Raw genomic sequence first — 25,376 nt, 5'->3', positions numbered from 1 at the left:
TTGTCGCACGCCTGCCGCGCAAGCGACGCCCGGTCGCCCCGGGGGCGGCTGTGGCACAGCGTCGCGTGCCACAGCCCGGCGCTATACTTGCGCGCATACCGATTATCAGACAGGGAGTCCTCCAATGCGCCTCGACAACGAATCCGAAAGCGACAACGTCGAAGATCGACGGGGCGGCGGTTTCGGGGGACGCACCACGCTCGGCATCGGCACGATCGTGGTGGCGCTGGCCGCCTCGTATTTCTTCGGCATCGACCCGCGCGTCATCATCCAGGGCTCGCAGATGCTTCAGGGGCAGACATCGTCACAGCCCCAGTCCGCGCCGAACACCACGCCGGCTCACGATCCGAAGACCGTCTTCACCCGCAAGGTGCTCGGTAACATCGAGCGCACCTGGGGAACGGTGTTCCCGCAGCAAGTGAACCGTCAATACGTGCCACCGAAACTGGTGTTGTTCTCTGGCGCAACGCCCACGGCATGCGGCACCGGTCAAACAGCGATGGGGCCGTTTTACTGCCCGGGCGACAGCAAGGTCTACATCGATCTCGCCTTCTATGACGAATTGCGTCAGCGCTTCGGCGCGGGAGGCGATTTCGCGCAGGCGTATGTGATCGCGCACGAAGTGGGCCATCACATCCAGAATCTGCTGGGCATTTCCGAGAAGTTCGACGAGGCGCGGCGCCGCATGAGCGAAGCGCAGGCCAATGCGTTGTCGGTGCGCCTGGAGCTGCAGGCCGACTGCTTTGCCGGCGTCTGGGCGAACAATGCCGAGAAGGCGAATCAGCAGTTGCTGGAGCCGGGCGACGTCGAGCAGGGGTTGAAGACCGCGTCGGCGATCGGCGACGACCGGCTGCAGCAGCAGGCGCAAGGCCGCGTGGTGCCGGAGTCGTTCACGCACGGGACGAGCGCGCAACGCGTGTATTGGCTGCGCCAGGGGTTGCAGTACGGCGACATGCGCAAGTGCGATACGTTCTCGGCGAAGTCGCTGAGTTGAGTACGGCATGGGCGGGGGTCGTCGCGACGCCGGCACCCTCGTTACCCTAGGCACCCGAGGCGCCGTTAGCGGCAGAACGGGTACAATAGCGGACTTTCCGCGACGCAATCACCGGCGCATTCCACGGCGCCACCCGGCGCACCCCCGGGGCATTTGTCGGCGCATTTATCGGATTAGACAGGATTTAGCATGAGCCTCAAATGCGGCATCGTCGGCTTGCCCAACGTCGGCAAGTCGACCCTTTTCAACGCGCTGACCAAAGCGGGCATCGCTGCCGAGAACTATCCGTTTTGCACCATCGAGCCGAACGTCGGCGTGGTGGAGGTGCCCGACCCGCGTCTGGGCAAGCTGGCCGAGATCGTCAAGCCCGAGCGGATCATGCCGGCGACGGTCGAGTTCGTTGACATTGCCGGCCTGGTGGCGGGCGCGTCCAAGGGTGAAGGGCTGGGCAACCAGTTCTTGGCCAACATCCGTGAGACGGACGCCATCACGCACGTTGTGCGCTGCTTCGAGGACGAAAACGTCATCCACGTGGCCGGCAAGGTGAATCCGATTTCGGACATCGAAGTCATCAACACGGAACTGGCGCTGGCGGATCTGGCCACGACGGAAAAGGCGCTGCAACGCTACTCGAAGGCGGCCAAGTCGGGCAACGACAAGGAAGCCGCCAAGCTCGTGGCGGTGCTGGAAAAGGTGGTGCCGGTGCTCAACGAAGCGCGTCCGGTGCGCTCGATCAAGCTGTCGGACGACGAGCTGGCGCTGATCAAGCCGTTCTGCCTGATTACGGCCAAGCCGACGATGTATGTCGCCAACGTGAAAGACGACGGCTTCGAGAACAATCCGCATTTGGACGCGGTGCGCAAGTACGCGGAGAGCGAGAATGCGCCGGTGGTGGCGGTGTGTGCGGCCATCGAGGCAGAGATTGGGGATATGGAAGACGCCGACAAGGCGGAATTCCTGGCCGACATGGGCATGGACGAGCCGGGCCTGGATCGCGTGATCCGCGCGGGCTTCAAGCTGCTGGGTCTGCAGACATACTTCACCGCGGGGGTGAAGGAAGTGCGCGCCTGGACGATCCATGTGGGCGATACGGCCCCGCAGGCCGCTGGCGTGATCCACACCGACTTCGAACGCGGCTTCATCCGCGCGCAAACCATCGCCTTCGACGATTTCATCCAGTACAAGGGCGAGCAAGGCGCGAAGGAAGCCGGCAAGATGCGCGCCGAAGGCAAGGAGTACGTTGTTCACGACGGCGATGTCATGAACTTCTTGTTCAACGTCTGACGCGATCGTCGACCAAGACAACGAGCACCCCGGCCATCGCGCCGGGGTGTTTTGTTTCTGAGGGATGAAATGCGGAGGATTCACCGAGCCACCTCCCCCGCCCGACACCGCTTGGCAAACCGCTTGCCCCGACGTCGCCCCCGTGAGAATCCAGCATCGGACGACGTGCTGTAGCGCCGTCGTCGCGACACGCTGGAATTTTGATCCGTTCGGAGACCGTCTCGTCTAATATGGCGTCGTGTTTTCCGTCGCGTGCAATGCGTCGATAGTCGCAATCATGCACATCGCCTGCTTGGCGCAGGCGGCCGCACCGCACGCCCGACAAAGCAGTCTCCGTAATCGAGCATCGCCGTTTTCATGCGCCCACCGGGAGGTTCATGCATGGCATCGAAGCCGTCGGCCGTCGATGAAGTGGCGTCGTCCGAGCGCCGGCATTGGTCCGACGACCGCGCCCGCATCCGCCTCTATAGCGGTGCGGGCCTGTTCGTCACCCTCGCTGTGTTCGCCATCTGGTCCTATCAGCATTTTTTCGTCGTGCCCCCGAAGCTCGGCCCCATCGGCCTCGACTTCCTGCCATTCTGGGGAGCGTCCTACTTCGTGCTCCACGGGCATCCGCTCGACGCCTACAACGTCGATCTGATGACGAGTGCACAGATGGCCGCCCAGCCATGGACGGCAAAGCTGGGCGGCATCATGCCCTGGCTTTACCCGCCCGTGATGATGATTCTGCTCGCGCCGGTCGCGCTGCTGCCCTTCTCTTACGCGTACGCCGCGTATGCCTGCATCGGCTTCGGCCTGTACTACGCCGCACTGCGACGCACGGCCCCCTGGCGCGACGCCCGTCTGCCCACCATGAGCTTTCCCGGCGTGCTGCTCGTGATCGCCGCCGGACAGATCGCGCTCTACACCACCGCCCTCGCAGGCTTCTCACTGCTCTTGCTGCGCAAGCGTCCCGCATGGGCGGGCGCGCTCGCCGGATTGCTCTTCGTCAAGCCGCACGTCGCCCTGCTCTTTCCGCTCGCGTTTCTCTGTGCTCGCGAGTGGCGCGCGCTGGCCGCATGCATCGCTGTGGGCATCGGAAGCACCCTGCTCGCCGGCGTGGTCTTCGGTCTCGACGTCTATCCGACGTTCCTGCACGCGACGGCGTTGGCACGCCAAAGCCTCGTCGACGGCGAGGCGCGACTTGCCCGCATGCCGACGTTTTTCGTGATGGCACGCATGCTGGGCGCACCCGTCACGCTGGCCGCCATCGTCCATGCTGGCGTGGCGTTTGGCGCCGTGGCGGCAATGATCGACGTCTGGCGCCGTCCGGCGGCCTTCGCACTGCGCGCCGCCACGCTCGTGTGCGCCACCACGCTGGTCAGCCCCTATCTCTACGACTACGATCTCGCGATGCTCTCGCTCGTCATCGCCTGGTATGTGCGCGACGGCATCGCGCGCGGCTGGCTGCGCGGGGAGCGCGAATGGCTCGTCGTGCTGTGGCTCACCCCCGCGTTCGGTCTGATCGGCGTGCTGCCCCTCGGGTTTCAGTTCATGCCGCTCATCACGCTCGCCACGCTCGCCATGCTGTGGCGCCGCCGTCGCCGACTCGCTCACGTGCCGGAAATGTCCGACGTACCCGCCGTGTCCCATGTCGCTGTGCCCCCGCACGCCGTCGACCCTGCCTGCGCCGATCGCCGCGCGTCGGCCACCGCGCCCGCACCCACGAGGTAATCGCCATGCCCCGCGCCACCGAGAGTCGTCAGTCGTCCGTCGCGCAGCGAACGCCGCTTGTGTCGCTCGTCGTGCCCTGTCACAACGAAGCCCCGGTGCTCGACACGTTCTACCGCGCCTTGGCCCCGGTGCTCGATGCCGTCGCGGACGTGCGTTTCGAAATCGTCTGCGTGAACGACGGCAGCACCGACGACACGCTTGGCACCCTGCTTGCCCTTCGCCGCGCCGACGCGCGCATCCGCGTGATCGACTTCACCCGCAACTTCGGCAAGGAAGCGGCACTGAGCGCGGGCATTGAGGAAGCGCATGGCGATGCCGTCATCCCTATCGACGCCGACCTTCAGGATCCGCCGGCACTCATTCCCGTAATGATCGAGCGCTGGCGCAACGGCGCGGAAGTCGTGCTCGCCAAGCGCACGAATCGCGCGAGCGACCGCGTCACCAAACGAGTTGCGGCGGGACTCTACTATCGCATTCACAATCGCCTCTCGGAAGTGAAGCTGCCCGAGAACGTTGGCGATTTCCGCCTGATCGATCGACGCGTCGTGTCCGCGCTCAAGCAGTTGCCCGAACGCCGCCGATTCATGAAGGGGCTGTTCGCCTGGGTCGGCTTTCAGACGGAAATCGTGGAGTACGTGCGCGAGCCGCGTCGCGCGGGTGAGTCGAAGTTCTCCGGCTGGCGCCTGTGGAATTTCGCGCTTGAAGGCATTACCAGCTTCAGCACCGTGCCGCTGCGCTGCTGGACGTATATCGGCGTCTCGCTCGCGCTCGTCTCGCTCGCTTACGGCGGCTTTATCGTGCTGCGCACGCTCATTCACGGCATCGACGTGCCCGGCTACGCCTCGCTGCTCGTCGGCACGCTGTTCCTCGGCGGCATCCAACTCGTCGGCATCGGGGTGATCGGAGAATACGTCGGCCGGATTTACTACGAAGCGAAAGGACGGCCGCTGTATCTGGTGCGACGCCGCTACCCGTCGAGCGCGAAGGTGAGCCAACTGCCGTCACGCGCGCCGTTGCACCCATCGAGCCCCCGCATGCCGACGGCGCGCAAGCCGTTCGGCGCACGACTCAAGGCCGGCCAGTCGTCTGCCTCGCGTGCACGACGTGTTGTCGCGCGTTGAGGCGGCACCGCCACGTCGATCAATGACTGCCAGGCACGAACTCTGGCTTGTCCCGCGGCGTATCGCGCGAACGGTCGACGGCGTTGGTCGGCACCAACAGCAGCAACACCACGACACCGATCGAGATCACCAGGATCGACAGGAACGTGAGGTGCAGCGAATGTTGCAGCACCGCGCGAATCGCCTGGTCCGCCAGCGTCGACACGCCCCGGTCTTCCAGCACGTGCCGCAACTGATCGGAGGTGACGGGCGCCAGCCCGCTCGATTGCGTCAACCCGAAGTTGAGCACGGCGCCGAAAAGCGTCGCGCCGAGCGTGCTGCCCAGATTCCGCGAGAAGATGTTCGACGCCGTGGCGCTGCCGCGCTGCGACGGATCGACTAGCTCCTGAATCAGCACGAGCGCGCTTACGCTGCCCGTGCCCATCGAAAATCCCATCAGGAACGAACCGAACCCGGCAAGCAGCGGCGAACTGTTCGGCCCGAGCAGCGCAAAGACAATCCCGCCCACCGGCATCAGCAGGCTGCCGCCCACGAGAATGCGGCGCAAGCCGTAGCGCGTGAAGGTTTTCGCGGCGAACGTCGAACCGATCGGCCAGCCGACCATGATCATCGTGAGCGCCATGCCCGCCACGACCGGCGTCTGACGCAATACCCCCTGCGCGTACATCGGCAGGAAGGTCGTCAACCCCATAAGCACCATGCCCGAGAGCAGCGTCGCCGCATTCGCCGCCGCAATCGGCCGGCGCTTCCACAGCGCGAACGAAATCATCGGGTCCGGAGCACGCCGCTCCTGCCAGACGAACAGCAGCGCCGCGACGGCGCACACCAGCCCCCCACCCCAGACGTGCGTGTCGGAGAAGGCGTTCGCATCGGTGAGCGCGATCATCAGTGCCGCCACGGCAATCGCAAAGAACACGGCCCCCAGCGCGTCGATGCTCGGCCGCTGGCGCGGCGCAGCCTCGTGCAGATAAGCGACGAAGCCCGCCGCGGCCAACAGGCCGATAGGGATGTTGATCCAGAAAATCCACGACCACGACAGGTCACGAATGATGATGCCGCCAAGCATCGGACCGAGCACGGCCGAGATGGCCCACACGCTCGCCAGGTAACCCTGCACCTTGCCGCGCTCGCTGGTCGGGTAGTAGTCGGCGATGATGGTCAGGCTGACCGGCTGGATGCACGCCGCCCCCACGCCCTGCAACAGGCGGAAGACGATCATCGCCGGCATCGACCAGGCGAGTCCGCCGCCAAGCGAGGCCACCAGAAACACGGCGATACCCACGAGCATGACCGGCTTGCGGCCGTAGAGATCGGCCAGTTTGCCGAACACCACGGTCATGGCCGTCTGCGCCAGCAAAAAGGCGGAGAAAACCCAGCTATATAGGGACAGCCCCCCAAGCTGGGCGACGATTTGCGGCATGGCCGTCGAAATAATCGTGGCCTCGATGGCAACCATGGAGGTCGCCGCCATGACGGATGCCACGATGAATGGCCGCATGGAAGGGCGTGTCGCAGACATGTGTTCTTTTGATGTGGGGGATCGGGCGAAGCGACTTGCGAGGCGTGACCGCCGCCCCCCTGTCGGGCGCGGCGGTCACGCCGGATGGCGGAAGGCGGGATCAAACGTGGCGGCAATGCCGCACGCGTCGTCAAGACGACTTGGGCCAGGCGATGGCGTCAAGGATAGCTGAACACGGGAAAATGCGTACGACACCCGCCAAGTGCGGCCTATCGTCGCACCAGACGCAGCAGAGCAAGCAGCACGATGGCGCCGATAGTCGCCGTGATGATGCGCCCGAGCGTGCCATATCCGACGGCAATGCCCAAGTGTCGCAGCAGCCAGCCGCCGACGAACGCGCCGATCACGCCGACGACCATGTCGCCAATAATGCCGTAGCCGCCGCCCACGACGAGGCCGGCGAGCCAACCGGCCACCAACCCCACAAGCAAGAGCACGAGAATGTTCATGAGCGGCTCCGGGGTGCCATGTCAGGCGGCGCGGCTGCGCTTGATGGCGCCGTAAATCACCAGCAGCACGATGGCCCCGATGACCGATGCGATCCAACCGGCCGACTGGCCTTCGGTGTAGAGATGGAGGAACTGTCCGACATATTTGGCGAGCAGCGCGCCGCCGATGCCGAGGATGATGGTGACGATGATGCCCATGCTGTCCCTTCCGGGATGCAGGGCGCGTGCAATGAGACCGACGACCAGACCGACAACGATAGTGCCGATGATGCCCATGACGTCTCTCCAAGGATGGGAACCCGAACGCAGTATAGCCCCGAAATCGGACGATTCGGCAAGCGTGTCGCGACATCCGCCCGCCACCGCCGGTCGCACGCGGAGGCAAGGCACGCCGGCAATAGGCCTCCCGGGGGGCCCGGGACCGAAAACCAACGATATGCCGGGTATAAGCGACACGTATTTGTCAAAATCGGGCGGCTGCGCGATCATGGCACATCGCTGTCCCAGCGCGCGGGGCGCGTGGCGCCTCCGAAACGGGCATCACGTCGACGCGCTATAATCAGCGGTTATTAGATCCCCCATATCATGCAACTGCTCGCTCTCGGCCTGAACCACCACACGGCGCCCGTCTCGCTGCGCGAACGGGTGGCGTTTCCGTTCGAGCGGATCGAGCCGGCACTGGCGGGGCTCAAGGGGCTGTGGACGGGCAGGTCGAGCGCCCCCGAGGCCGCCATCCTGTCGACGTGCAACCGCACGGAAATCTACTGCGTCACCGATGACGCCGCGGCCCGCGAGCGCGCGGTGCACTGGCTGTCCGAATTTCACAATATTCCGGCCAGCGATCTGGCGCCGCATCTGTACGCCCTGCCGCAATCCGACGCCGTGCGTCACGCGTTTCGCGTGGCGAGCGGGCTGGACTCGATGGTGCTGGGCGAGACGCAGATCCTCGGCCAGTTGAAGGACGCCGTGCGCACCGCCGCCGAGGCGGGCGCACTGGGCACCTATCTCAACCAGCTTTTCCAGCGCACGTTCGCGGTGGCGAAGGAAGTGCGTGGTCAGACCGAGATCGGCGCGCATTCGGTCTCGATGGCGGCCGCCGCGGTGCGACTCGCCCAGCGCATTTTCGAAAGCATCAGCACGCAGAAGGTGCTGTTCATTGGCGCGGGCGAGATGATCGACCTGTGCGCCACGCACTTCGCCGCGCAGAACCCGAAAGCCCTGTACATCGCCAACCGGACCGCCGAGCGCGGCGAGAAGCTCGCCGAGCGGCTGGGCGGCTCGGCCATCCGCCTGTCCGAGCTGCCTCAGCGCCTGCATGAATTCGACATCGTGGTGTCGTGCACGGCGAGCACGTTGCCGCTGATCGGTCTGGGCGCTGTCGAGCGCGCCATCAAGGCCCGCAAGCACAAGCCGATGTTCATGGTCGATCTGGCGGTGCCGCGCGACATCGAGCCGGAAGTCGGCCGTCTGACCGATATCTTCCTATACACCGTCGACGATCTCGGCGCGGTCGTGCGCGAAGGCAATGCGCTGCGTCAGGCAGCGGTCGCGCAGGCCGAGGCCATCATCGAGACGCGCGTTCAGCATTTCATGCAATGGCTCGACGCCCGCAGCGTCGTGCCGGTCATCCGCGACATCCACGGCACGGCCGAGGCCATGCGCCTCGCCGAACTCGAGCGTGCCCAGCGCATGCTCGCGCGCGGCGACGACCCCGCCGCCGTGCTCGAAGCGCTGTCCCAGTCCCTCACCAAGAAATTCCTGCACGGCCCGACGCACGCGCTGAACACGGCGCGCGGCGATTCGCGCGAGCAAATCCTTCACCTCATTCCCGAACTGTTCCGCACCTCGGGAAACGCCGACAAATAGATGAAAGCGAGCATGCAAGCCAAGCTCGACCAGTTGACGCAACGTCTGGTCGAGCTTGACGGCCTATTGAGCCAGGGCGACGTCACGCGCGATCTGGACAACTATCGCAAGCTCACGCGCGAACATGCCGAGTTGGCGCCCGTCGTCGAGCAGTATCGTCACTACCGCCAGGCCCAGAGCGATGTCGCCGCGGCCCAGGAGATGGCGCTCGACCCCGAGATGCGCGACTTTGCGGACGACGAAGCCGCCAGCGCCCGGGCACGCATGGACGACATGGAAGCCTCGCTGCAGCGCATGCTGCTGCCGCGCGACCCCAACGACGAACGCAACATCTTCCTCGAAATCCGCGCGGGCACCGGCGGCGACGAATCGGCGCTGTTCGCCGGCGATCTGCTGCGCATGTACACGCGCTATGCGGAGCGCCACCGCTGGCAGGTCGAGATCATGTCGGCCAGCGAATCCGATCTGGGCGGCTACAAGGAAGTCATCGTTCGGCTGATCGGTCAGGGGGCCTATTCCCGCCTCAAGTTCGAGTCGGGCGGCCATCGCGTGCAGCGGGTACCGGCCACCGAAACGCAGGGCCGCATTCACACGTCCGCCTGCACGGTGGCCGTGATGCCGGAAGCCGATGACGTCGCCGACGTCGACATCAACCCGGCCGACATCCGTATCGACACGTTCCGCGCGTCGGGTGCCGGCGGCCAGCACGTCAACAAGACGGACTCGGCGGTGCGCATCACGCACTTGCCCACGGGCATCGTCGTCGAATGCCAGGACGATCGCTCGCAGCACCGCAACAAGGACAAGGCGCTCAAGGTACTCGCGGCGCGCATCAAGGACGCCCAACTGCGCGCCCAGCAAGCCAAGGAAGCCGCCACGCGCAAGAGCCTGATCGGTTCGGGCGACCGCTCGGAACGCATTCGAACGTACAACTTCCCGCAGGGGCGGATGACGGATCACCGCATCAATCTCACGCTCTACAAGCTCGAATACATCATGGACGGCGATCTCGACGACATGATCAACGCGCTCGTCACCGAGCATCAGGCCGAGCAGTTGGCGTCGCTGGGCGAGGCCGCCTGATGTCGCTGGGTGCGCCCGACGCCGGGCACGACGTCGCCACGGTGGCCTCGCTGCTGCGCGAGCCGGGATTGCCGCCGATGGAGTCGCGCATCCTGCTCTCGCACGTGCTGGGCTGGTCCCGCACGCAGCTGATCACCCGCGACCGCGAGCCGCTGGCGCCCGAAACGCTCGCTGTCTACCGTGCGCTGCATGCGCGTCGCGTGGCGGGCGAACCCATCGCGTACCTGACCGGCACACGCGAATTCTTCGGCCTGACGCTGACGGTCAGCGCGTCCGTGCTGATTCCCCGCCCCGAAACCGAACTGCTCGTCGAACTGGCGCTGGCGCGTCTGGAAGGCCGGCCGGAGCCGCGCGTGCTCGATCTGGGCACCGGCAGCGGCGCAATTGCGCTGGCCATTGCGCATTGCCGCCCCGACGCCCACGTCACGGCGCTCGACCGCTCGGCCGACGCGCTCGACGTCGCCCGCGAAAACGCCCGGCAGCTTGGGCTAGCGGCCTCCGTCACCTTCCTCGCCAGCGATTGGTATGCCGCATTGCCGGGCAATGCCGCGCCATTCGACATCATCGTCTCGAATCCGCCGTATATCGTGTCGGACGACGCGCATCTCTCGCAAGGCGATCTGCGCTTCGAACCGGTCGATGCGCTGACCGATCACGCGGACGGTCTCGCCGCCCTGCGCACGATCGTGGCCGGTGCGCCGTCGCGCCTGCTGCCGAACAGCTGGCTGCTCTGCGAGCACGGCTACCATCAGGCCGCCGACGTACGCGCGCTTTGTCGAGCAGCAGGCTTGGCCGACGTCACCTCCGAACGCGATCTCGCGGGTATCGAGCGCACCACGGGGGGGTGGCGCGTCTGAGCGCGCACCGACGGACGCGGCGGAAAACCGCTAAAATGCCGGATACGCCGACTTTCCGGTATCTCCACGGGCTTTCCACCATGACCACCCAGCAACGTATCCAGCAAATCGTCACCGAACATCCTGTCGTGCTCTTCATGAAGGGCAACGCGCAATTCCCGATGTGCGGCTTCTCGGGCCGTGCCGTGCAGATCCTGAAGGCATGCGGCGTCGACAACCTGTTCACCGTGGACGTGCTGCAAGACGAGGAGATCCGTCAAGGCGTGAAGGAATTCGCCAACTGGCCGACCATCCCGCAGCTCTACATCAACGGCGAATTCGTCGGCGGCTCGGACATCATGATGGAGATGTACCAGAGCGGCGAACTCAAGCAGGTCCTCGCCGACCTGGCGTAATACGCCACTGATTGACGATGGTGTCGACGGGAGCCTCGCAGCCCACGCGTCTGGTCGTTGCCATCACCGGCGCGACCGGTGCCGTCTATGGCGTGCGCCTGCTGAAGCGACTGCGCGCGATGGGTGGCGTCGAAACCCACCTGATGGTGTCGAGTGCGGGCTGGCTGACATTGCGCCACGAACTGGGCCTGGAACGCGCCGACGTGCAGGCACTGGCCGATGCGTATCACAGCGTGCGCGAAGTCGGCGCCAACCTCGCCAGCGGCTCGTTCGCCACGGCGGGCATGGTCGTGGCCCCCTGCTCGATGAAAACGCTCGCGAGCGTTGCCCACGGGCTGTCGGACAACCTGATCGCACGCGCCGCCGACGTCACGCTCAAGGAGCGGCGCCGCCTCGTGCTGATGGTGCGCGAAACGCCCTTCAACCTCGCGCATCTGCGCAATATGACGGCGGTCACGGAAATGGGGGGCATCGTCTACCCGCCCCTTCCCGCGTTCTACAACCACCCCGCATCGCTCGACGCGATGGTCGACGACACGGTTGCACGCGTGATCGATCTGTTCGGGATCGCGCCCCCCGTCGCCACGAGCTGGAGCGGCCTGGGCAGGGAGACCGACGCTCAGGATCGGTGAGCGCCGCCATGGCCTATAGTGAAAGCGCCACGCGCTGCCTGCCGAACCGCATTCCCGTGGCGTGACATCTTTGCGACTGGAGTTTGTGATGGAGACCCACCTCTCGCCTGTTGTCGTCTATGCCGTCGTGACGCTCGTTTTCGTCCTGCTGATTCTCGTAGTGCCTGCCGGTGCCCGTTGGCGTCAGATGGTCTGGCCCGCGTCGGTGCCCCCGCTGTCGCCCCATCGTCCAGGCGACCTGCTCGGCACACCGCGCACGCCCTACTGGCGCTCACCGAACGACACGCAGGACTTGCGGCGCCCTTCGTACTTCGCAGCATCGTCGCGCCGCCCACGCCGCCCCGCGAGCTTCCTCGCCCCGCGTGATCACGAGCGACGATAGAAAAAGCCCCGCAAGGTCGAACCGGCGGGGCTTCATTTTTGTCATTCGTGAATCGCGTCATCGATCAATAGCGATAACAGCACCGATGGCCGTAGCCCCCGCCGTAATACGGTTGGGCCGGCACGACAACGCACCCGGCAAGCGTGACGGCGAGTAGCGCAGCAACGACTAACTTCATGATCTGACTCCTGGAAGGGGAAACGTGACTCTGCTCGCCTTCTTTATATCGCCGCGCTGGCAGGAATCCCATCACACGTCTGTAAGCCGTGTAAGCGAAGGTTGCCAAAACGGCGAACGCGTCGCACTTTGTTACGTAACAGATCAGACCGGACACCGTAACATCGCCCCACTGCGCTCCCCCACGCATCAATAGCGACGCGGGTTTCCAGTGTCGGCGCATCTGGCACGAGGCTTGCGTGAAGATTGAAGGTCGCTCTTTCAAATGCCCCGAAGAGAGCGACTTTGCGTCTACCCCTCCTCCCGTTTCAGACGCGGGAGGAGGGCTTTTTCCCGATCCTCCGCCCTGCATGCCTCCGGAAGCCCAACACCGGGTCGCGCGCCTTGCCTGCATCGCCCACTGTGCAAGCCTCCTCCGAATTCCACTTCATTTGAGCGTTTGAAATGTATCGACGACATAAGCGCGTCGACTTCTCACACGGTTGCTTTATCGTGAGCGTCTTATTTGGCGCGGCTTTCGACGGAATTCACCGTTCGCGGCAACAAACGCCATGCGGGTAGGCCCGATCTCAAGTTGCCGCCTTCCCTGTCGTAATCGCGTCTATAGAGGACTGCACGCCAACGCAGCGTTAGCGCAGCATCCCTTTCGTGACGGCCGCACGACACGCGCCGGGGCAAGCGTATCAAGGGAGAACGTCATGGAAATCGCCACGCCTGATTTACAGATGGAACAACAGGAACTACAGGCCGTCAGCGCGGCGCTCAATCGCGTGCAGGCCGTCATTGAGTTCGATTTGCAGGGTCAGATCCTGCACGCCAACGAGAATTTCCTGCAGACCGTCGGATACCAACTCGACGAAATACGGGGGCAGCATCACCGCATCTTCTGCGAGTCCGACTACGTGGCGTCCGGTGCGTACCGCGACTTCTGGGCCAAGCTGGGCCGCGGCGAGCTCGACGCCGGCGAATACAAGCGCATCGGCAAAGGCGGCCGCGAGGTGTGGATCCGCGCGTCGTACAACCCGGTGTTCGACGCCCATGGCACCGCGTACAAGGTCATCAAGTTCGCCACGGACATCACGGCGGATCGCGCACGCCAGGCCGAATTCGAAGGTAAGGTGCGCGCCATGGACCTCGCCCAGGCCGTCATCGAATTCAACCTCGACGGCACGGTCATCGCCGCCAACGACAACTTTCTGAACACGCTCGGCTACTCGCTCGACGAGATTCGCGGCAAACACCATCGCATGTTCTGCGAGGCGGACTACGCCGCGTCGCCGACCTATCGCGATTTCTGGGGGAAGCTCAATCGTGGCGAGTTCGACGCGGGCCGCTACAAGCGCATCGGGCGCGGCGGGCGGGAAGTCTGGATCCAGGCGACTTACAACCCGATCCTCGACGCGAGCGGCCGCCCCTACAAGGTTGTGAAGTTCGCCACCGATATCACCCAGCAGGTCGAACTGGAAGCGAGCGTGAAGCGCCGCGCCGAAGACGACCAGCGCAAGGTGGCGCTGCTGCTCGACACGGTCAATCGCGCGGCGGCGGGCGACCTCACGGGCGAGATCGCCGTGGCGGGCAACGACCCCATCGACCAGTTGGCCGACGGCATTCGCCACATGATGGACGACTTGCGCGGGGTGATCGGCAAGGTGGTCAAATCGGCGGGCGAGTTCTCGGGCGCCTCGCGCGATATCGCCGACCGTGCCAATACCGTCGCCACCGGCGCACAAGCGCTCGGTGCTACGGTAGAGGAAATGAACGCGTCGATCGAGGAGCTGACGGCATCGATCAACTCGATTGCGGACAACACCAAGGGTGCCGACCAGCTCGCCAAGGCAACGCAACAGGAAGCCGAAACCGGCGCCCGTGCGATCGCGCGGTCGGTCGAAGCCATGGAGCTGATCAACAAGTCGTCGGAAGACATCAGCGAGATCGTGAAAGTGATCGGCGAGATCGCCGGGCAAACCAACCTGCTCGCGTTCAACGCGGCCATCGAGGCGGCCCGCGCCGGCGAACACGGCCTCGGCTTCTCGGTCGTGGCCGACGAAGTGCGCAAGCTCGCCGAACGCTCGTCGCAGGCGACCAAGGAAATCTCCAAGCTGATCAACGAGTCTACCAAGCGCGTGGCGCAGGGCAGCGACGTGTCGCGACAGGCCGGTGAGGCGTTCGAGAAGATCGTCGGCGGCGTATCGCGTACCACGCAGGCGATCTCCGAAATCTCTTGCGCGGCGGAAGAGCAACTCGTTGCCGCTCGCGAAGTGAGCCTTGCCATTCAGCACGTGGCGGAAGAGACGGAGAAATCCGCGGGCGCCTGCGAGACCATCGCGCAGGCGACCACCGGACTCAACCACGGTGCGCAAGACCTCGACCAGACCGTGTCGCGATTCAAGGTGTAAGCCCCATCCGGCGAACACCACGGGCATCGGCCCGGGCCGTTCGCCGGGATCTCCCGGTTGCGGTCGTTCGTGCCGCGCCGGATCACACGTCCGCCACGAGGGGCCGATATGGAAATCGAAGCCGACGCCGATCCCGGTACCCAGCAGGCGCTTCTGCGCGCTGTCCACCGGCACACCGGCATCTCGATGAACGAGAAGAAGTGGACGATGTTGCAGGGCCGTATTCGCCCGCGTCTGCGCACGCTCTCGCTGTGCAGCTACCGCGACTATCTGGCGCTGCTCGAGAACACGCCCGACGAAGTGCGCAACTTCGTGAACCTGGTCACGACGAACGAGACCACGTTTTTTCGCACGCCGCGCGTCTGGGATTATTTCGCGCAACACTACCTGCCGCGCTGGCATGCCGCGAATCCCGGCCGGATGTTCCGGATGTGGTCCGCAGCGGCGTCTTCCGGCGAGGAGTCCTACTCCGCCGCGATGCTCTGCGAGGAATTCCGCGCTCGGCACAGCGGCTTTCAGTACCAGATTCACGCCACCGATATTTCGAGCCAGGTGCTGGCGGTGGCCATGGCCGGCAACTTCAGCGGGCGCAGCATCGACGGGCTCAAACAGCAGCGTCCGGCCATGCTCGCAAAGTACTTCCGCCCGGGCGCCGGCGGCTTCACCGTCGCCCCCGAACTGCGGGCGCACATCACGTTTGCCGAGCACAACCTGTACCAGCGCATGCCACGTCGCGACGCGTTCGATCTCGTCATGCTGCGCAATGTACTGATCTATTTCGAATCCGCCGATCAAGAACGCGTTCTCGAGAACGTACGCCACACGCTGACCCCCGATGGCGTGTTGATTGTCGGGGAATCGGAGTCGCTGACGCGGCTCTCGACCGGCTACCAGTTTGAGCAACCGCTCATTTACCGGAACCAGGGGGCATCGAATGGGGCCGTCGCATGACATCCAGGTGTTGATGGGCGAGGTGCGCATCGGGCGCGGCGAAGACGTGCTGCGCGCCACCCTCGGCTCGTGCGTGGGTATCGGTCTGATGTGGCGCGCGCGCGGACTCTACGGCCTCGCGCACTGCCTGTTGCCCGAGGCGCCGAACCCTACCTTCGCTATCGGGGCGAAGTACGTCACGCAAGCCGTGCCGTCGCTCCTCGCGCTGATGCGGGCGGACCACGCACGCCGCAGCGAAATCGAGGCGGTGATCGCGGGCGGCGGCAACATGATGCCGCACCAGCCGCCCGCCCGGCACGGGCTGATCGGCGTGGCGAACGCCGCGATGGCACAGTCCCTGATGGCCGAGACCGGCATTCCGATCGTGCACGTCGAGGTCGGCGGCGAAATCGGTCGGCAACTGACGATCCACTGCGCGCACCACACTTTTCATGTGCGCACGATCGGTACCCATGGGGCGGCGGCGGCACCGACCTCGCCCGCTCTCTGACGCCCGGGACCACCATCATGAATGCACCGAAACCAGAATTTCCGCTTCCGCAGCGCGACGCCGTCGCCGACACCCCGGTGCTGCCGCGCGCTTCAACGCCGGACGACGTCGAAGTCTTCGGCTCGTTTCATCTGGGCGACGTGGAATTCGCGCTGCCCATCGCGGCATTGCAGGAGGTGGTGAACTATCCGGCGCGCGTCACGCCCGTGCCGCTCTCGCCGCCCTTTCTGCTTGGCCTGTTCAATCTGCGCGGCACGCTCATTCCCATCGTCGATCTCAAGCCGCTACTGGCGATGGTCGCCGACGCGCGGGACAGGCCGGCACCCGCGAGCGAGAAGATTGCGATTGTCGACGTCGAGGGCGTACGGGTGGGATTGCTGTTCGACACCACGAGCGAGATACTGCGCGTGCGCGCATCGCAGCGCACCGGGTTCGAATACGACCCGTCGCACACGGCGCCGCAGGTCGTCTGCGGGGCCATCAAGCTCGACGACGGCGACCGCATCCTGCAGATTCTCGCGCCGCGTGCCCTCGTGCGCATCGAAAACATGCCGCAATTGCTCGCGCGTCAGGCGCTGAGCGCGCCACAGCGCCGCCAGCAGCGTCAGCGCCTGCAATGCGTGTCGTTCACGGTCGAGCAATCGCGCCTGGCGCTGCCGATGAGTGCGATTCGCGAAATCATCCGTATTCCCGACTTGCAGAATTCGGCGCTCGCCAGCGTGTTTTGCGTCGGCATGCTCAATCTGCGCGGCACCGTCGTGCCGGTCATCGACTTCGCTCACTTCCTCGGCCTGCACCCTTGCCGCCCCGAGCCCGAAATCGCGGGCACGGCGTCGGATCCGCGACGGATTCTGATCGTCAAGCAGGAAGACGTGCATTTCGGTCTGCTGGTGGACGCCGTGGACAGCATCGTGACGTACTTCGCCGACGAGTTGCTCGCCATGCCGTCCTTCAGCGCCTCGCACGCGCAGCTCTTCTCGGGCTGCATCGCGCGCGAGCAAGCCGACGACATCGTGCTGCTCAACGCCGACGAACTCTTCACGCATTCGCAGGTGCTCGAGCTCACGCGCGGCCATCGCGAGCTATACCGGGAGACGGACAGCGCACAGCGCGCGACGCCAGGCGATTCGGCATGGCGCCGCACCGGGGTCAGGTCGTCACGCGGCACGCGCCACGCGTATGTGTCATTCCGTCTGCAACACATGCTGGCCGTGCGTCTCGATCAGTTGCGCGAGATCATTCACGACTCGGCGGACATCATGCCCGCGCCGGGCGCACCGCCCTTTGTACGCGGCATGCTCAATTTGCGACGCGAACTGGTGGCCATCGTCGATCTGCGCACGCTGTACGGCATGCCGCCCCCGGACGATGCGCAGGCGCGCAAGATTCTCGTCATCGAACATGGAAAGGACAAGCTCGGGCTGCTCGTCGACGCCATCGAGAACATCGTCACGCTCGACGAGGCAGACAAGCTGCCGGTGCCCGCCATGCTGCTCGGACGCGCCACGCACGAAATGCGCAACGACATGCGCGAAGCCGTCGAGCTGCCCGCCGCAGACGGCACCGCGCGCACGGCCATGCTGCTCGATCTGCAACCGCTCAAGCAGCGGATGGCGACGGCGCTTGCGCAGTCGGCGGTGTGAGCGGATCGGTTCAACGAAGTGCCGGCGATTCGCACGAGCCGGTCGCGGGACCCTGTGGCGTGTCGGGGGGCACGCCACAGGGGTAGTTCGAACGGGATAAGGCCCGTTAACGACGGGTCAGACGACTTCGTGACGATGGATGTCGTGCGTGACGAAGCCCGAGGTGTCGTCGGGCATGGACAGCCAGTCGGCATGCGTGAGCGTGCGGCGCACGTCGTCGAGTCCGCTTGCCCAGTGATCGAGCATGGTCGCGAGCCCGAACTGATAGTCCTTGTAGTGCCCCTCGTTTTCCTTGTTGCGATAGATGAGCTGGATGACGTTATAGCGCTTGCTGCAGGCGATCTCCTGCGCCGCGTGACACCACGGATCGCGCGCGCGAACGTCGGCCGGCACACGCTCGAGCACTTCGCGCAACACGCGACGATAGTGCTGGGCGCGCTGCAGGTTGTCGGTCACCAAGCGCGTACGGCTCGAAAACTGGATGTCCTTCTGGCGGCCCGCGACATCGTTCAGATTGTCAGGCAGTGGCCCGCGCGCACTCCACAGATCCACCTGGAACGCGAGCGTGTCGCGGCGCGGCGACGTGCCGAGCACCTCCGAGAGCGGCGTATTCGACACAAGGCCGCCGTCCCAGAAATACTGTCCGTCGATCTCCACGGCGGGAAACCCCGGCGGCAAGGCCCCCGATGCCATGAAATGCTCCGCACGCAGCTTTTCACGCGTGTTGTCGAAGTAGACGAAATTGCCCGTTTGCACATTGACGGCGCCCACGGACACGCGCGTCTCGCATGCATTGATTCGGTCGAAGTCGACGAAACGCTCCAGCGTGCCGCGCAGCGCCGTGGTGTCGTAGTAGCTTGCGTGCGCCGGGTCGCCCATCGCCGCGGGCAACGGCTGTGGCCAGCGGGGCGTGAAGAAGCCCTTCTGGCCTTCGGCGACGGCGCGCCATGCCTGCCATGCGCTGTAGGCGATGCGTCCCGTCTCGGGGCCATTGAGGATGGCCGCCTCCAGCGGTGCCGGCAACGGCGGGAAAACAGCGGGCTCGCAGATCGTGCGCCAGAACGCTTCGAGCTGTGCCACACGACGCTCGGGGGGATTGCCCGCGATGATCGCGGTATTGAGCGCCCCGATGGAAATACCGGCAATCCAGTTCGGCGCGATGCCGGCCTCGAACAGACCGGCGTATACGCCTGCCTGATAGGCCCCGAGCGCACCACCACCCTGCAAGACGAGCGCGACCGTCTCGTAAGGTGGGAGGTCGATGGCACGTTTGGGGACTTTCGGCGGGTTGGCCGTCATGACCGTTCTCCTGAAGCTGTCTGAGGCTGAATCGAAGCGCGACCGAACGGGACGGCGCCGGCGCATGGCGCGGCCGGCGCCCCCCGCACCGTCCGCGCGTTACTGCATGAACCAGCCGTGGCTCACCACGAACGACTGGCCGGTGAATGCGGCCGTCGGGAATGTGGCGAGGAAGAGCGCGGTTTGCGCAACGTCGTCGACCGTGGTGAATACGCCATCGACCGTACCGCCGAGCATGACCTTCTTGATGACCTCGTCTTCCGAAATCCCCAATTCCTTGGCCTGCTCCGGAATCTGCTTGTCGACGAGCGGCGTGCGCACGAAGCCCGGGCAGATGACGTGCGAGCGCACGTTGTGCTTCGCGCCTTCCTTGGCGAGCACGCGCGCGAGCCCCAACAACGCGTGCTTGGCCGCCACGTAGGCCGACTTCAGCGGCGACGCCTCGTGCGAATGCACCGAGCCCATGTAAATGACGATGCCGCCGCGGTCGTCCTTGTACATATGCTTGAGCGCCGCCTTGGTCGTGAGAAAGGCACCGTCCACGTGAATCGCCTGCATCTTCTTCCAATCGGCGAACGAATAGTTCTCGATGGGATTGACGATCTGAATGCCCGCGTTCGAGATCAGGATGTCGACCGACCCGAAGGTCGCCGCCACCTTGTCGATGCCGCTGTTCACCGCCTCTTCGCTGGTCACGTCCATCGCCACGCCAATGGCGCGGCCACCGGCGGCCTCGATTTCTTGCGCCACGGCGTCCGCGCCCTGCTGGTTCAGATCGGCAATGGCCACGGCCGCACCGGCACGCGCGAGCGTGAGCGCAATTTCGCGGCCGATGCCGCTGGCGGCACCGGTCACCACGGCGACTTTCCCATTCAACTGATTCACTGACTGGCTCATTTGCACACTCCTGATTCGTCAAAATGGCGGGTCATGCGGCGCACCGGGCGCCGGCATGGCACGTCGAACACGGGTAATGACAGCCGGCCTACTGCCACGCACTTGTCATGCGCTCGGCCGAACCGTCGTTCAAACAGAAAAGGCGCCTTGCGGCGCCCTCTCGTGCCTTACCGCGCGATCGGCTTGTAGCGGATTCGCGTCGGTTTTGCGCCCTCCTCGCCAAGGCGCTTCTTCTTGTCCGCCTCGTATTCCTGATAGTTGCCCGGGAAGAACTCGACGTGCGAGTCGCCTTCGAAGGCCAAAATATGCGTGGCGATACGATCGAGGAACCAGCGGTCGTGCGAGATGACCATCACGCACCCGGCGAACTCGAGCAGGGCGTCCTCGAGTGCGCGCAGGGTTTCGACGTCCAGATCGTTCGACGGTTCATCGAGCAGCAATACGTTGCCGCCGGAAATCAGCGTCTTGGCCATGTGCAGGCGCCCGCGCTCACCGCCCGAGAGCGACCCGACCTGCTTCTGCTGGTCAGAGCCCTTGAAGTTGAAGCGCCCGATGTAGGCGCGCGACGGCGTTTGATACTTGCCCACCGTCAGCATGTCGGCACCGCCCGCGATCTCTTCGAACACGGTCTTGCTGCCATCGAGCGCGTCGCGGCTCTGGTCGACATAGGCCATCTTGACCGTCGGCCCGATCTTGATCTCGCCGCTGTCCGGCTGCTCGCGGCCCGTCAGCATCTTGAAGAAGGTCGATTTACCGGCGCCGTTCGGGCCGATGATGCCGACGATAGCGCCCGGCGGCACGTTAAAGCTCAGGTCGTCGATCAGCAGACGGTCGCCGAACGCCTTCGACACGTGCTTGAACTCGACGACTTCGTTGCCCAGACGCTCACCCACCGGGATGAAGATTTCCTGGGTTTCGTTGCGCTTCTGGTATTCCTGGCTATTCAGTTCGTCGAACCGGGCGAGACGCGCCTTCGACTTCGCCTGACGGCCCTTCGGGTTTTGACGTACCCACTCCAGTTCCTTGTGCAGCGCCTTCTGACGCGCCGACTCGGTTGCCTCTTCCTGCTTCAGGCGCTGCTCCTTCTGGTCGAGCCAGGAGCTGTAGTTGCCCTTCCAGGGAATGCCTTGCCCGCGGTCGAGTTCGAGAATCCACTCGGCGGCATTGTCGAGGAAGTAGCGATCGTGGGTGACGGCCACCACAGTGCCCGGGAAGCGCGTGAGGAATTGTTCGAGCCAATCGACCGATTCGGCGTCCAGGTGGTTGGTCGGTTCGTCGAGCAGCAGCATGTCGGGCTTCGAGAGCAGCAGACGTGCCAATGCCACGCGGCGCTTCTCGCCGCCGGAGAGCACGCCGATCCTGGCGTCCCACGGCGGCAGACGCAGCGCGTCGGCGGCCACTTCCAGCGTTTGTTCGATGTTGTTGCCGTCGCTCGCGGCGAGAATCGCTTCGTACTTGGCCTGCTCGGCGGCGAGCGCGTCGAAGTCGGCGTCCGGTTCGGCGTAGGCGGCGTAGATTTCGTCGAGCTTCGTGCGGGCCTCGAAGACTTCGCCCATGCCGCCTTCAACGGCTTCACGCACGGTCTGCTCCGGATCGAGTTGCGGCTCCTGCGGCAGATAACCGATGTTCAGGTTCGGCATCGGGACCGCTTCGCCCTCGATCTCCTTGTCGACGCCGGCCATGATCCTGAGCAGGGTCGATTTGCCCGAACCGTTCAGGCCCAGCACGCCGATCTTGGCGCCCGGGAAGAACGACAGGGAGATGTCCTTGAGAATGTGACGCTTGGGCGGCACGATCTTGCCCACGCGGTTCATGCTGAATACGTACTGTGCCATTCGGCTTTCCTGATCCTGAATCGGTTATGTCGGCTCGGGGGCGAGCGTCAGATAGCGCCAAGTTTAACAAAGCGTGGCGTCGGGCGCGTCGATGACGAGGTCAGCACGGGCATAGGCGCAGCACGGCAGCAGCCATCCGTCGGTTTTCTCCTCGCGCGACAGCCCGGGCCACGCGATGCGGTAAGCCACCGGGGCGGGCTCGCCGCCGGTCTGGGCCCGGCAGAGACAGGCGCGGCAGGTGCCGTTGCGGCACAGGCTCGGCAGCTTGATGCCGGCGGATTGCGCCGCGAGCAGAATCGGCGTATCGGCCGGGGCGTCGAAGTGCCAGCCCGACGGCACGAGCGTGACGCGGCAGGAGACCGGCTCGGGCTTTGCGTCGGATGGCGCGGGGTCGGGCGTGAAACGGTCCAAGGGTGACGAGCTCGGGAGGGACAGGAACGAGGATGGTGCACGGCGCATCCAGCGCCAACGCGCTACCATACTCCGTTCGCACAGCTTTTTGTCGCGTTTGCCCAGTCCGCCGTCGGCCCGCCGGCTGCCAGTGGGTCGCCTCTGGACCTTCTCCGAACTTCGCACCCCATGACCGCTGCTCTGAACGAAGCTTCTGCACAAGGTAACGTCGACGCCCCCCACGCGCGTCTCATCGAGACGGCCGGACTGGAAACGGCTCTGCAGGCGTTCGCCGATGCGCGACACTGGCAGCAGTACCACACGCCCAAGAACCTCGCGATGGCGTTGTCCGTCGAAGTGGCGGAACTGGTCGAAATCTTCCAGTGGCAGACCGACGCCGAAGCCCAGACCGTCATGCAGACGACCGAAGCCCGACACGTCGAGCAGGAACTGGCCGATATCGCCATGTATCTCGTGCGATTGTCATCGGTCCTTGGTGTCGACCTGAACCGCGCCGTGGCAGACAAGCTCGTCATGAACGCGCAGAAATACCCGGCACCGCCTGCGTAATTCGTCTGCCGCCCTTGCGATTGCGACGCGCGCCCCGATAGTGAGCTCGTCCGCCCCCGAATTTCGAACAGTCAACGCCATGTCGCAAACCCCACACGCTTCAACCGCATCCCGCCCCTCGCCAGACGCCGCCCACGCGCACGGTAAATCGCCACGGCGCACCCTGCCCGCGCGTCCGCGCTGGTTGATGCTCGCGCTCATCGCGCTGTTGCATGCTTACATTGGCTGGCGTTTGCTTACGCCGTTACCGGTCGCCGTCGGCTGGAAGGTGGTGGGCGGACTGTGGCTCGCCGCCTCGGTCGCGCTCATTCCGCTCGGTCTGATGAGCCGCGCGATCCAACGGGAGCCGCTCGCGACGCTGCTGACCTGGACCGGCATGACGGCCATCGGCATCTTCTCGACACTGTTCGTGCTCACGGTGCTGCGCGACGTCGTGCTCGGCGTGGCGATGCTCATCTCGGCACTCGACGCGCAACTCGTCGTCCGCTCGGCGGTGATCGTGCTGATGCTCACCGCCATCGCCACGTTGCTGGGCTTCTACAATGCACGACGCCTCGCGCGCGTGGTCGACGTGGACGTACCCATCGCCAACCTGCCGCCCGAACTCCACGGATTCACGATCGTGCAGTTGAGCGACATTCATGTGAGTTCCACGATTCGCCGCAGCTATATCGAGGCCATCGTCGAGGCGGCCAACGACCTCTCGCCCGATCTCATCGCCATTACCGGCGACCTGGTCGACGGTGGGGTACCCGCCTTGCGCGAGCATATCGCACCGCTCGCGCAGCTTACCTCGCGCCACGGCACCTACGTATGTACCGGCAACCACGAGTACTACTCGGGTGCGCCGGCCTGGGTCGAAGAATTGCGGCGCATCGGCCTGACGGTGCTCGAAAACGAACACGTGGTGCTCGCTCACGAAGGCGCGTCGCTGACTGTGGCGGGCGTGACCGACTTCACCGCGCACCATTTCGACCCGGAAAAGTCGAGCGACCCGCTCGCGGCCGTGGCCGGAGCCCCCGAAGGCGTGCCGCGTGTGTTGCTCGCGCATCAGCCACGCAGCGCGCCGGCGGCGCAGGAAGCCGGCTTCGACCTGCAACTCTCGGGACACACGCACGGCGGGCAGTTCTGGCCGTGGATGTACTTCGTGCCGCTGCAACAGCCTTACGTGCATGGCCTGCACCGGCTCGGCCGGCTGGCCATCTACGTCAGTCGGGGGACCGGCTACTGGGGGCCACCCAAGCGCTTCGGCGCCCCGTCGGAGATCACGCGTCTGCGGCTGGTCACGGGCAAGGACTGAGCGCGCGCACGGACAACCGGGCGGGCAAGCGTCAAACGATGGCGCTACAATCGCCGCTTCCCTGAAGGCTCGTCTTTCGAATCCTTGTCGTTGCTTTTTCCGCTGCTCGCCGCCATGAAGTCACTCTCACCCAGTTCCACGCTAGAAACCGTTGCCGTGCGTTTGCGCGGCAAGATTCAAGGCGTGGGGTACCGGCAGGCGGCCGTGCGCGAAGGGCACCTGATTGGCGTGCGCGGTTGGGTGCAGGCACTGCCCGAGGGCGACATTCTCGCGCTGGTGCAAGGCACGCCCGATCAAGTCGACAAAATGCTCGAATGGATGCGGCACGGCCCGCCTGGCGCGCGCGTGACGGCTTTCGAAAGCGAAGTGGAATACACGGGCCGCCGATTCGACCGCTTCGAGCAACTCTGACAGCACGACACCCGCGCACCGCCGGCCTCGCCTATGCCTCGCTGACGTCGGGCGGGTGCGAATGGCAGACGCTCGGGCGGCCGCTCAGGCAGCACGTTCTGCGAGCAATACGGGGACTATCCGGGCAACAACTCGGGAGGGGAAATCCGAGGGGGAATGTGAAGGGAAACGCGAGGGGAAATTCGGCAGAAAATGCGAAGTGATGGGCAGCGACCGACCGTCGGGTCGCCGCGCATCGCTTCCGTGCGCGTCGAGGCGATGCCTTGCGACGCGCAAAAGCCAGACGTTTTCGCTGACTTAATTCTTGTGACGATAGTTGATGCGGCCCTTGCTCAGGTCATAGGGCGACATTTCCAGCGTCACGCGGTCACCCGCGAGAATGCGGATGCGGTTCTTCTGCATACGGCCGCTCGCATATGCCATCACTACCACGCCGTTTTCGAGCGTGACGCGAAAGCGATTGTCCGGCAATACATCCGAAACGTGTCCGCTGAATTCGATCAGTTCTTCCTTGGCCAATATCGTGTCCTCTTGAGGGTACCGCTCGCGAGAGCGCAGCACCGATGTTACTGAAGGTTCGTTCGCCAATACCGTCGCCGCACCCTGGCGGTGACCGGGTGCACATCGAACGCCAAAAGGAGCCTACCCGGTGGACTGGCCATGACAGCATGGCGGTGCACCGAAACGCGGCGATGGTTCGAAGGAGCAAGGCACATTGCGGC

Annotated in this window: 25 protein-coding genes; 17 read left to right on the top strand and 8 right to left on the bottom strand. The window is 64.9% G+C overall.

The annotated features are described in order from the left end of the window. Positions 1-124 precede the first annotated feature (124 nt). From PanNE5_RS09710 to PanNE5_RS09695, 4 genes are all read left to right on the top strand, one after another. On the top strand, positions 125-994 hold the full coding sequence (locus PanNE5_RS09710) for a neutral zinc metallopeptidase (protein ID WP_017234662.1): 870 nt from the start codon (positions 125-127) through the stop codon (positions 992-994). Between the two features lie 189 nt (positions 995-1,183). Then, positions 1,184-2,278, top strand: coding sequence for a redox-regulated ATPase YchF (gene ychF / locus PanNE5_RS09705; RefSeq protein WP_150563354.1), 1,095 nt, complete (start codon positions 1,184-1,186; stop codon positions 2,276-2,278). A gap of 381 nt (positions 2,279-2,659) precedes the next feature. Next, the gene (locus PanNE5_RS09700) at positions 2,660-3,991 is read left to right on the top strand and encodes a glycosyltransferase family 87 protein (protein WP_017234660.1); all 1,332 of its coding nucleotides are present in this window, start codon (positions 2,660-2,662) and stop codon (positions 3,989-3,991) included. Between the two features lie 5 nt (positions 3,992-3,996). Further along, complete coding sequence (locus PanNE5_RS09695; protein ID WP_261939679.1) at positions 3,997-5,112, top strand: glycosyltransferase family 2 protein; 1,116 nt, start codon at positions 3,997-3,999, stop codon at positions 5,110-5,112. Between the two features lie 19 nt (positions 5,113-5,131). On the opposite strand, the gene PanNE5_RS09690 is transcribed toward PanNE5_RS09695, so the two are convergent. The 3 genes from PanNE5_RS09690 to PanNE5_RS09680 form a co-directional block, all read right to left on the bottom strand. Then, positions 5,132-6,631, bottom strand: a complete 1,500-nt coding sequence (locus PanNE5_RS09690; protein WP_261939678.1) for an MDR family MFS transporter — start codon at positions 6,629-6,631, stop codon at positions 5,132-5,134. Positions 6,632-6,840: 209 nt separating this feature from the next. After that, positions 6,841-7,080, bottom strand: a complete 240-nt coding sequence (locus PanNE5_RS09685; protein WP_017234657.1) for a GlsB/YeaQ/YmgE family stress response membrane protein — start codon at positions 7,078-7,080, stop codon at positions 6,841-6,843. 21 nt (positions 7,081-7,101) lie between these two features. After that, the gene (locus PanNE5_RS09680; RefSeq protein WP_017234656.1) at positions 7,102-7,356 is read right to left on the bottom strand and encodes a GlsB/YeaQ/YmgE family stress response membrane protein; all 255 of its coding nucleotides are present in this window, start codon (positions 7,354-7,356) and stop codon (positions 7,102-7,104) included. A gap of 309 nt (positions 7,357-7,665) precedes the next feature. Between PanNE5_RS09680 and hemA the strand changes: the two genes are divergently transcribed. The 10 genes from hemA to PanNE5_RS09630 all read left to right on the top strand — a co-directional run bounded on the left by hemA (position 7,666) and on the right by PanNE5_RS09630 (position 17,952). Beyond that, the gene (gene hemA / locus PanNE5_RS09675) at positions 7,666-8,946 is read left to right on the top strand and encodes a glutamyl-tRNA reductase (RefSeq protein WP_017234655.1); all 1,281 of its coding nucleotides are present in this window, start codon (positions 7,666-7,668) and stop codon (positions 8,944-8,946) included. Further along, on the top strand, positions 8,947-10,029 hold the full coding sequence (gene prfA, locus PanNE5_RS09670; RefSeq protein ID WP_017234654.1) for a peptide chain release factor 1: 1,083 nt from the start codon (positions 8,947-8,949) through the stop codon (positions 10,027-10,029). Beyond that, the gene (gene prmC, locus PanNE5_RS09665; protein WP_261939677.1) at positions 10,029-10,886 is read left to right on the top strand and encodes a peptide chain release factor N(5)-glutamine methyltransferase; all 858 of its coding nucleotides are present in this window, start codon (positions 10,029-10,031) and stop codon (positions 10,884-10,886) included. Before prfA ends, prmC begins: the two co-directional genes overlap by 1 nt. A gap of 80 nt (positions 10,887-10,966) precedes the next feature. After that, positions 10,967-11,281, top strand: coding sequence for a Grx4 family monothiol glutaredoxin (grxD, locus tag PanNE5_RS09660; RefSeq protein ID WP_026132086.1), 315 nt, complete (start codon positions 10,967-10,969; stop codon positions 11,279-11,281). Between the two features lie 17 nt (positions 11,282-11,298). Next, entirely contained in the window at positions 11,299-11,913 is a 615-nt protein-coding gene (locus PanNE5_RS09655) for a UbiX family flavin prenyltransferase (protein ID WP_017234651.1), read from the top strand. A gap of 88 nt (positions 11,914-12,001) precedes the next feature. Then, a complete protein-coding gene (locus PanNE5_RS09650; protein WP_017234650.1) occupies positions 12,002-12,295 on the top strand; it encodes a hypothetical protein in 294 nt (97 codons plus the stop codon). Between the two features lie 728 nt (positions 12,296-13,023). Further along, entirely contained in the window at positions 13,024-14,868 is a 1,845-nt protein-coding gene (locus PanNE5_RS09645; protein ID WP_261939676.1) for a methyl-accepting chemotaxis protein, read from the top strand. Positions 14,869-14,976: 108 nt separating this feature from the next. Next, positions 14,977-15,819, top strand: a complete 843-nt coding sequence (locus tag PanNE5_RS09640) for a CheR family methyltransferase (RefSeq protein ID WP_261939675.1) — start codon at positions 14,977-14,979, stop codon at positions 15,817-15,819. Beyond that, on the top strand, positions 15,803-16,309 hold the full coding sequence (locus PanNE5_RS09635) for a chemotaxis protein CheD (protein ID WP_261939674.1): 507 nt from the start codon (positions 15,803-15,805) through the stop codon (positions 16,307-16,309). Before PanNE5_RS09640 ends, PanNE5_RS09635 begins: the two co-directional genes overlap by 17 nt. Positions 16,310-16,326: 17 nt before the next feature. Further along, the gene (locus PanNE5_RS09630) at positions 16,327-17,952 is read left to right on the top strand and encodes a chemotaxis protein CheW (RefSeq protein WP_261939673.1); all 1,626 of its coding nucleotides are present in this window, start codon (positions 16,327-16,329) and stop codon (positions 17,950-17,952) included. A gap of 117 nt (positions 17,953-18,069) precedes the next feature. On the opposite strand, the gene PanNE5_RS09625 is transcribed toward PanNE5_RS09630, so the two are convergent. The 4 genes from PanNE5_RS09625 to PanNE5_RS09610 form a co-directional block, all read right to left on the bottom strand. Beyond that, positions 18,070-19,251 carry a patatin-like phospholipase family protein gene (locus tag PanNE5_RS09625; RefSeq protein ID WP_261939672.1) on the bottom strand — a complete coding sequence of 394 codons (1,182 nt, stop codon included), beginning with the start codon at positions 19,249-19,251 and terminating at the stop codon, positions 18,070-18,072. A 99-nt stretch (positions 19,252-19,350) separates the two neighbouring features. After that, entirely contained in the window at positions 19,351-20,148 is a 798-nt protein-coding gene (locus PanNE5_RS09620; RefSeq protein ID WP_130027320.1) for a 3-hydroxybutyrate dehydrogenase, read from the bottom strand. A 167-nt stretch (positions 20,149-20,315) separates the two neighbouring features. Then, the gene (ettA, locus tag PanNE5_RS09615; RefSeq protein WP_017234643.1) at positions 20,316-21,983 is read right to left on the bottom strand and encodes an energy-dependent translational throttle protein EttA; all 1,668 of its coding nucleotides are present in this window, start codon (positions 21,981-21,983) and stop codon (positions 20,316-20,318) included. Positions 21,984-22,046: 63 nt separating this feature from the next. Then, the gene (locus PanNE5_RS09610) at positions 22,047-22,394 is read right to left on the bottom strand and encodes a 2Fe-2S iron-sulfur cluster-binding protein (protein ID WP_017234642.1); all 348 of its coding nucleotides are present in this window, start codon (positions 22,392-22,394) and stop codon (positions 22,047-22,049) included. A 168-nt stretch (positions 22,395-22,562) separates the two neighbouring features. On the opposite strand from PanNE5_RS09610, the gene PanNE5_RS09605 reads away from it, so the two are divergent. The 3 genes from PanNE5_RS09605 (at position 22,563) to PanNE5_RS09595 (ending at position 24,654) form a co-directional block, all read left to right on the top strand. Next, complete coding sequence (locus PanNE5_RS09605; RefSeq protein WP_150563340.1) at positions 22,563-22,943, top strand: nucleotide pyrophosphohydrolase; 381 nt, start codon at positions 22,563-22,565, stop codon at positions 22,941-22,943. 187 nt (positions 22,944-23,130) lie between these two features. Beyond that, positions 23,131-24,243 carry a metallophosphoesterase gene (locus PanNE5_RS09600; RefSeq protein WP_261939829.1) on the top strand — a complete coding sequence of 371 codons (1,113 nt, stop codon included), beginning with the start codon at positions 23,131-23,133 and terminating at the stop codon, positions 24,241-24,243. A 114-nt stretch (positions 24,244-24,357) separates the two neighbouring features. Beyond that, a complete protein-coding gene (locus PanNE5_RS09595) occupies positions 24,358-24,654 on the top strand; it encodes an acylphosphatase (protein ID WP_026132080.1) in 297 nt (98 codons plus the stop codon). 297 nt (positions 24,655-24,951) lie between these two features. Here the strand turns inward: PanNE5_RS09595 and infA are convergent, their stop codons facing one another. Then, positions 24,952-25,173 carry a translation initiation factor IF-1 gene (gene infA / locus PanNE5_RS09590; protein ID WP_017234638.1) on the bottom strand — a complete coding sequence of 74 codons (222 nt, stop codon included), beginning with the start codon at positions 25,171-25,173 and terminating at the stop codon, positions 24,952-24,954. Positions 25,174-25,376: the final 203 nt, after the last annotated feature.

It is taken from the genome of Pandoraea sp. NE5 (assembly GCF_024363545.1).
Classification (GTDB): Bacteria; Pseudomonadota; Gammaproteobacteria; order Burkholderiales; family Burkholderiaceae; genus Pandoraea; species Pandoraea cepalis.
Note: the sequence above shows the minus strand (reverse complement) of the source record. Positions and strands in the feature narration are given on the sequence as shown.

Coding starts and splice junctions, on each gene's coding strand:
- PanNE5_RS09710 (WP_017234662.1), top strand. CDS start 125: ATGCGCCTCGACAACGAATCCGAAAGCGACAACGTCGAAGATCGACGG.
- ychF (WP_150563354.1), top strand. CDS start 1,184: ATGAGCCTCAAATGCGGCATCGTCGGCTTGCCCAACGTCGGCAAGTCG.
- PanNE5_RS09700 (WP_017234660.1), top strand. CDS start 2,660: ATGGCATCGAAGCCGTCGGCCGTCGATGAAGTGGCGTCGTCCGAGCGC.
- PanNE5_RS09695 (WP_261939679.1), top strand. CDS start 3,997: ATGCCCCGCGCCACCGAGAGTCGTCAGTCGTCCGTCGCGCAGCGAACG.
- PanNE5_RS09690 (WP_261939678.1), bottom strand. CDS start 6,631: ATGTCTGCGACACGCCCTTCCATGCGGCCATTCATCGTGGCATCCGTC.
- PanNE5_RS09685 (WP_017234657.1), bottom strand. CDS start 7,080: ATGAACATTCTCGTGCTCTTGCTTGTGGGGTTGGTGGCCGGTTGGCTC.
- PanNE5_RS09680 (WP_017234656.1), bottom strand. CDS start 7,356: ATGGGCATCATCGGCACTATCGTTGTCGGTCTGGTCGTCGGTCTCATT.
- hemA (WP_017234655.1), top strand. CDS start 7,666: ATGCAACTGCTCGCTCTCGGCCTGAACCACCACACGGCGCCCGTCTCG.
- prfA (WP_017234654.1), top strand. CDS start 8,947: ATGAAAGCGAGCATGCAAGCCAAGCTCGACCAGTTGACGCAACGTCTG.
- prmC (WP_261939677.1), top strand. CDS start 10,029: ATGTCGCTGGGTGCGCCCGACGCCGGGCACGACGTCGCCACGGTGGCC.
- grxD (WP_026132086.1), top strand. CDS start 10,967: ATGACCACCCAGCAACGTATCCAGCAAATCGTCACCGAACATCCTGTC.
- PanNE5_RS09655 (WP_017234651.1), top strand. CDS start 11,299: ATGGTGTCGACGGGAGCCTCGCAGCCCACGCGTCTGGTCGTTGCCATC.
- PanNE5_RS09650 (WP_017234650.1), top strand. CDS start 12,002: ATGGAGACCCACCTCTCGCCTGTTGTCGTCTATGCCGTCGTGACGCTC.
- PanNE5_RS09645 (WP_261939676.1), top strand. CDS start 13,024: ATGCGGGTAGGCCCGATCTCAAGTTGCCGCCTTCCCTGTCGTAATCGC.
- PanNE5_RS09640 (WP_261939675.1), top strand. CDS start 14,977: ATGGAAATCGAAGCCGACGCCGATCCCGGTACCCAGCAGGCGCTTCTG.
- PanNE5_RS09635 (WP_261939674.1), top strand. CDS start 15,803: ATGGGGCCGTCGCATGACATCCAGGTGTTGATGGGCGAGGTGCGCATC.
- PanNE5_RS09630 (WP_261939673.1), top strand. CDS start 16,327: ATGAATGCACCGAAACCAGAATTTCCGCTTCCGCAGCGCGACGCCGTC.
- PanNE5_RS09625 (WP_261939672.1), bottom strand. CDS start 19,251: ATGACGGCCAACCCGCCGAAAGTCCCCAAACGTGCCATCGACCTCCCA.
- PanNE5_RS09620 (WP_130027320.1), bottom strand. CDS start 20,148: ATGAGCCAGTCAGTGAATCAGTTGAATGGGAAAGTCGCCGTGGTGACC.
- ettA (WP_017234643.1), bottom strand. CDS start 21,983: ATGGCACAGTACGTATTCAGCATGAACCGCGTGGGCAAGATCGTGCCG.
- PanNE5_RS09605 (WP_150563340.1), top strand. CDS start 22,563: ATGACCGCTGCTCTGAACGAAGCTTCTGCACAAGGTAACGTCGACGCC.
- PanNE5_RS09600 (WP_261939829.1), top strand. CDS start 23,131: ATGCTCGCGCTCATCGCGCTGTTGCATGCTTACATTGGCTGGCGTTTG.
- PanNE5_RS09595 (WP_026132080.1), top strand. CDS start 24,358: ATGAAGTCACTCTCACCCAGTTCCACGCTAGAAACCGTTGCCGTGCGT.